This is a genomic window from Komagataeibacter europaeus LMG 18890, from assembly GCF_000285295.1.
Lineage (GTDB): Bacteria > Pseudomonadota > Alphaproteobacteria > Acetobacterales > Acetobacteraceae > Komagataeibacter > Komagataeibacter europaeus.
Genome location: NZ_CADP01000007.1, coordinates 81,234 through 87,517, shown reverse-complemented (window position 1 = coordinate 87,517; position 6,284 = coordinate 81,234). Strand labels below are relative to the sequence as shown.

At 55.7% G+C, this 6,284-nt stretch carries 3 protein-coding genes and 2 pseudogenes; all 5 read left to right on the top strand.

Annotated features, from left to right (window positions below; all coding sequences use genetic code 11):
- The coding region (locus GEU01_RS22295; RefSeq protein ID WP_019085167.1) for an IS110 family RNA-guided transposase at window positions 1–720 on the top strand (720 nt) is incomplete at its 5' end.
- Between the two features lie 338 nt (window positions 721–1,058).
- A pseudogene (locus GEU01_RS22290) lies at window positions 1,059–1,772 on the top strand (glycosyltransferase); the annotation flags it as partial.
- A gap of 58 nt (window positions 1,773–1,830) precedes the next feature.
- Window positions 1,831–2,829, top strand: coding sequence for a hypothetical protein (locus GEU01_RS04840; protein WP_019085165.1), 999 nt, complete (start codon window positions 1,831–1,833; stop codon window positions 2,827–2,829).
- A gap of 185 nt (window positions 2,830–3,014) precedes the next feature.
- A pseudogene (locus GEU01_RS24160) lies at window positions 3,015–3,810 on the top strand (IS5 family transposase).
- A 1,039-nt stretch (window positions 3,811–4,849) separates the two neighbouring features.
- The gene (locus tag GEU01_RS04815; protein ID WP_019085161.1) at window positions 4,850–6,169 is read left to right on the top strand and encodes a site-specific DNA-methyltransferase; all 1,320 of its coding nucleotides are present in this window, start codon (window positions 4,850–4,852) and stop codon (window positions 6,167–6,169) included.
- Window positions 6,170–6,284 lie beyond the last annotated feature (115 nt).

Below are 6,284 nucleotides of genomic sequence, written 5' to 3'. Positions count from 1 at the left end.
AAGACGGTTGAGCAGCAGGCAGCCCTCATGCTTGTCGGCATGCGGGAGCGGCTCGTTGGCAGACGTACGCAGCTGGCCAACTCCATCCGGGGATATGCTGCCGAATTCGGATTGACTGCTCCCCTTGGTCTCTCCCGCGTTGAGCCGTTCCTCAGGCAGATTGCGTCCGAGGATATCCTTCCCTCCCTGGCGCGCGAGATGTTTGCACAGATGGCAGAAGAGTATGGTGCCCTGATGGAGCATATCAGGGAGCTTGATGAAAAACTTGCCACATGGCATCGAAGTCAGGAGGTGAGCCGCAGGCTATCCGGAATTCCGGGCATCGGTCCTCTGGGAGCGGCTCTGCTGCTCATGAAGGCTCCGGATCCGCATCTGTTCCGTTCAGGCCGGGACTTCGCGGCCTGGATAGGTCTCACCCCTCGGGATCATTCGTCCGGCGGCAAAGTCAGACACGGCGGGATTACCCGGGCCGGAGACAGCCGCCTGAGAAGCACCCTGGTTGTCGGAGCAACAACCGTGCTTCGGCATGTGCGGCAGAACAAACAGAGCCGCCTCGCCACGCCGTGGCTCGTCAGTCTTCTGGGCAGAAAGAAGGCGAAGCTCGCTGCTGTAGCCCTGGCCAACAGGATGGCACGCATTGCATGGAAGCTGATGACCAGCGGCGAGACATATCGCAAACCGGTGGAGGCCGGCGCGATGGCAGCAGCTGCCGCTTCCTGACGAAATTGGCCAACACGATGCACAGAAACGGAATGTGATCGTGTGAGCCGATACCGCAGTCCTGCAAAGAGGAGATGGGGGGATCGTTCGATCTGAATGGAAGACACTCCGCAAGAGCCCGTGGTTTTCAAAAACCGCAGAACTGAATGGAACTTCCATCGCAGAAACCATCTTGGCCAGCAGTCTGAACACTGCAACAACAGGCCGGACATATGGGTGCAAACGACACGGTCACACCACTATTTTCCCCCTTGCAAGACAGAGCCGTCCACATAAGGCCCTTCGCGTCACTTCACAGATGAGTCAGAGACAGTAGCCCTTGGTATAACAAGGGCCATCAGGCCGCGCTGCTGACAGGTCTGGCCAATGCCGACAATGCCGATGCCATTGTCAGTATTGATGCCGACCTGCAGGATGACATCAACGCCATCGGGGAAATGGTGAAGTCCTATGTCGCCGGGCATGATGTCGTGTATGGGGTGCGGGCCTCGCGCCAGACGGACACGGCCTTCAAGCGCATGACGGCGGAGGTTTTTTACCGCCTCATGACCATGATGGGGGTCAAGCAGGTCTTCAACCATGCGGATTTCCGTCTTTTGAGCAGCAGGGCGCGGGATGCGCTGCTGGAATATCATGAACGGAACATCTACATTCGTGGCCTTGTCCCGCTGGTCGGTTTTCCGTCGGCGGAAGTCTATTACGACCGCAGGGAACGTACGGCGGGTGTTTCGAAATACCCGCTGCACAAGATGATGGCGCTGGCGCTGGAAGGCATTACTTCCATGACTGTCATGCCGCTCCGGATCATTACGCTGACCGGCTTCATTATCAGTGCTGTCGCCATCCTGGCAATCGTGGTGGTGCTGATCAACAAGATGATTGGCAATCCCATTCAGGGATGGGCTTCGGTTATTGTCGCCCTGTTCTTCATGGGTGGGGTGCAGATGCTGTGTCTCGGGATCATCGGGGAATATCTGGGCAAGATATATCTGGAAACCAAGCGGCGTCCCCGGTCCCATATCGAAGAAAAAGAGGGTTTCGGCAGTCCGTAATCATTATGTGTCAGGGAAGAAGTAATATATTTCCATCGCGTAAACAGCCGGGGAAAACATGAAACGCCATTTTCTGGATTTCAGGGAATACATAGACAGGAATAACAGAGCGTTTCTTGTTTTCATTTTTGCGCTGTGCAGCCTTAATTTCGGTTTTCTTTCCCTAGTTGCCCATTTTTCCCACTACGGCGATATCGCGCGTGCGACATGCCAGTGGGACTGCAGATGGTACACGGGCATTGTCCACAATGGTTACGACAGGTTGCCACGGTTACAGGGCAGTGATGGCCTGACACAGGCGGACTGGGCATTTTTCCCGCTTTATCCCCTTGTGTCCTACGCCATGCAGGTGGGCCTGCATATCAGCACGTTGTGGGCGGAACTGTCGGTCAACCTGATATTGTGGCCGGTGCTGATTTACCTGTGCTGGAGGGAACTGGCGGCACGCGCGATCAATGTGGACCGGATCGGCTTCGCCCTTTTCTGTGTTCTGTATCCTTTCAATATCTGGTACACGTCACAGTATTCGGAAGGGGTTTATGGTGTGCTCCTGATCAGCACGCTGATCCTGCTCCGGAAAAACCACATATTATGGGCGGCACTTGCCTGTTTCCTGCTTGGTTTTTCCCGTCCAACCGGTTTTCCCACCGGGGTCATGATTGCGGGGTGGTGGTTTTTTAGGCGTACCGGCATCACGCTGCGGACACGTTCCATTGTCCGGGGGCGTCTGGCCGTGCCCGCACAGGAAAGTTTCCTGCTGATTTCCGCCGCTGGGGCGGGGCTGTCGGTTTTCGTGCTCTATCTTTACAATCTTATGGGGGACGGGTTTGCATTTTCGCATGTGGAGGTGGGATGGGAAAAGCATTTCAGCTTTTTCCTGACCAATTTCATTGATTCGTTCCTGCAGGCGAAGAAGATAAAGCTGGGCATTTATTTTATATTTTCCTGCTATTTTATTTATGGAATGCTTTTAAAAAAGTGGTACCTGAACTTTGCCATCATGGCGTTCATTGCGTTGATGGTGGGATCGACCGGTCTGGAATCAATCGAACGCTAGCACTACAGTTGCAGTTTGGTTTCCGGCCTAGAAAGATGAAGAATTTGCGGTTTTTCTCGATGTAGACCGTCTGAAATTCGAGCTTTCTGGAAAGCACGGAAACCATGAACAATTAACGAACAAAACAAACTGCAACTGTAGTGCTAGGGCCTGTTAGATCTTGAATTTCTTCCCATATTATAGGGATGGAAGAAGGAGACAGAACAGGCACCTTTACGGACGAGACATGGGCGATCTGGGAACCTCTGATTGAGGCGGTTCGCCCAAGGGGCAAGACGCCGCCCCATGATCTGCGGCGTACGATAGCAGCAATTTTCTGGCGCCATGAGAATGGCGCGAAATGGCGGAGCATCCCCGCTGAACTGGGTCCATGGTGGCGGGCGGCGCAGCTTTTCATCCGCTGGTCGAAACTCGGCGTATGGGAACGCTTGCTCGAACTGGTTCAGGAACAACAGGGAGTGGCGTTCGGAATGACTTTTCTGGATGGTACGAACATCAGGGCTCACCACAAGGCGGCGGGAGCCCAAAAAAAGGGGCCTCTTTCGAAGAGCGGGACCATCGTGAAGCACTTGGCCGCTCTCGCGGCGGCTATGGCACGAAAGTCTGCGTGATCGCTGATGGACATGGAAAAGCCTTCGGTTTTGCGCTGGCCCCGGACAGGCTCATGAACTGCCCCTGGCACCAGCCATGCTCGACAACCTTCCCGCCATTCCCCTGTGGGTAGTGGCGGACAAGGGCTATGCGTCGAATGCCTTTCGTGAACGGATATGGGACATGGGAGCCCGGCCCGCCATTCCTGCGAAACGACGCGATGGGCCGGTCGCCTGCCCAAAATGGGCCTATCGGTGTCGACATCTTGTCGAGAACCTCTGGGCTCGCCTCAAGGAGTGGCGCGCTGTCGCAACCAGATACGAAAAAACAGCAACGTCGTTCCTCGCGGTCATCCACATCGCTGCCGCAGCAGACTGGATCAAGCCCTAACAGGCCCTATGTCTTTTCTAACCCGCTGATGATTGAATTCCTGGCCTTCCTGACGCTAACGCAGGCACGGGTAAGACGCTGGTCAATCTTGACGCTACTTCTGGTCCTGCATATCGTTGTTATTGAACTATGGTTCCACGGACATATTGCTCTTATTTAAATGAAGAAATATACGTATCTTTCAATAATATTATTCGCGTTTGATATATTTGCGTTCGTTCTGGGCATGAAACCCCAGGTATCGCCTGATTATCGGCATTATTATATTGACCATACCATAACCATGGAAACATACGTCCGGCATATGCTGACCCGATAGCATGCGAGTGGTGGTGCCAGACGGGGCTTAGAGACTGTTTGAAAGCGAATCATTGATAAAAAACAATAAGAGTTTTTGGGTGCTGCCTTTTTAAAAAAGGCGGCGTTCTTCGAAGCTTTTTGAAAAAAGCTTCACCAAAAACTTCTTTATGATTGCGGAATGTTTTTCCGGGTTAATTTTTTAAACAGTCTCTTGTGATCACTTCAAAACCGAATTGATGTCGACCGTATGCCTGCATGATGGGCTTCCGTAGCAGGTGGCATGATGTCCGACGCGGGTTGGATAATTGCCAGTATTTTGTGCGGATGGGAGCGTTGTAGAGCCATGGAACCGTAGGGCGTCAGGGACATCGCAACGCTGGCGCTGCCGAAGCACAAAGGGGCGCGGATTACAGGTTGTAGAAATATCCTGCCCATGACCCCCGGTACGCCAGTCATCGGCCTGCTGACTAAACGCATCGTGTGTATCCCGATGACCCGATGGTCAGGAAACAGGAGGGGGCAGCGGCAATCTGCGCGTCCTGTGTCATTGCCTGACTTGCAGGTAGGCATGTGTGTTCAGGCCCAATATGTTATTATCGACTGTAATATATATAGAAAAAGAACCGTCCAGATCCGGGTATGAACCGTCTTCGCGGCGGCGTGCATGCGGGTCTCCCTTTCTGGCGCGCATTGCGGGATAGTGAGGTCGATAGGGGACAGGCAAGGAACGGGAGGGCACGTGGCCACGCTGGAATGGGAGGGCAAGCACGCCGTTACTGCCTGTCTGGAACGGATGCGCGCGGGGGTATTGCAGGTTGATCCCCACCTGTGCCGCGGGGCGGCGGAGGGGCGGGACATGATCATCCTGGGGGATAACCTGGCAGCACTTGATGCGCTCATGCCCGATCATGCGGGACGGGTGGACATGGTGCTGATCGACCCGCCCTATAATACCGGGCGGCGCGACTGGCTGTATGATGACAGCGCCAGCACCCCCGCCGCCCTGCACTGGCTGGAGGCGGTCCTTGGACCGGGGCAGGCCGGTCGCCTGTCACGACAGGACCGCTGGCTGTGCCTCATGTATCCGCGCCTGCTGCAACTGCGGCAGCTTATGGCGGAAAATGGCGTGATCGCCTGCTGTATCGATGACCGCGAATATCCCCGCCTGCGCCTGTTGATGGAGGAGGTGTTCGGGCCCGCGAATTTTCTGGCGACGTTCGTATGGGTCAATACCGGCAATATCGACAACCACAGCCGGATCAAGACCAACCATGAATATGTGGTGGTGTTCGCACGCGATGCCAGGCGCTTCGTGCCCGGCCGCGTTCTGGCTCCGCAGGTGGGCGCGCGCAGCAAGCTGCGGCGGCCGGTCATCCGCAACACCATCATCAAGAATGGACCGCGCAACCCGGTGTCCGACCTTGTGCTTCCGGTGGGTTTTCCCGCCCGCGTTGAGGATGGCGCCATTCCCGTTCCAACCGATCCCGGCTTCTGGCCGCGTTTTGACGTGCCGATTGTGATCAGGGACGGTCGTCTGGCGCAGGCCGTGACCCTGCGTAGCGGGTGGAGTTCCCGCCGTCAGTGCGCGGCCTTCATCGCGGCGGGGTTTGACGACATTATTGACCGGCAGGGCCTGAAAACGCGCTTTTACCTGACGTCCAGCGGTGCGGTTTTCATGGAAAAGGACCGGCTGGCGCAGCCCAGCCATATCCTGACGGTGCTGGAAGGCATGGGAACGGTGCAGCAGGCCGCGACCGAACTGGCGCAATGTGGCGTGCGCTTTGACTATCCCAAACCGCTTTCACTGGTGACCTACCTGCTGCGCGCGTTGTGCCCGGATCCCGCGGCTGTGGTGCTGGATGCCTTTGGCGGTTCGGGCACGACGGGACAGGCCGTCATGGACCTGAATGCGGAAGATGGCGGTACGCGCCGTTTTATCGTGATGGAAATGGATGAACATATCGCCACGACCGTGACCCAGCCCCGCCTTGCGCATGTGCTGGCACGTCATGCCCGACCGGGGACGGGTTTCCGGTTCTGCCGACTGGGAATGTCCTGAATGATATCGCTCAGGAATGCATTGATTAAGATAAAAGTTTTTGGGTGCCGCCTTTTTGAAAAAGGCGTCATCAGGAATTTTCCTGATTTTCAGGGCATTTCACAGGCAGGCTTCT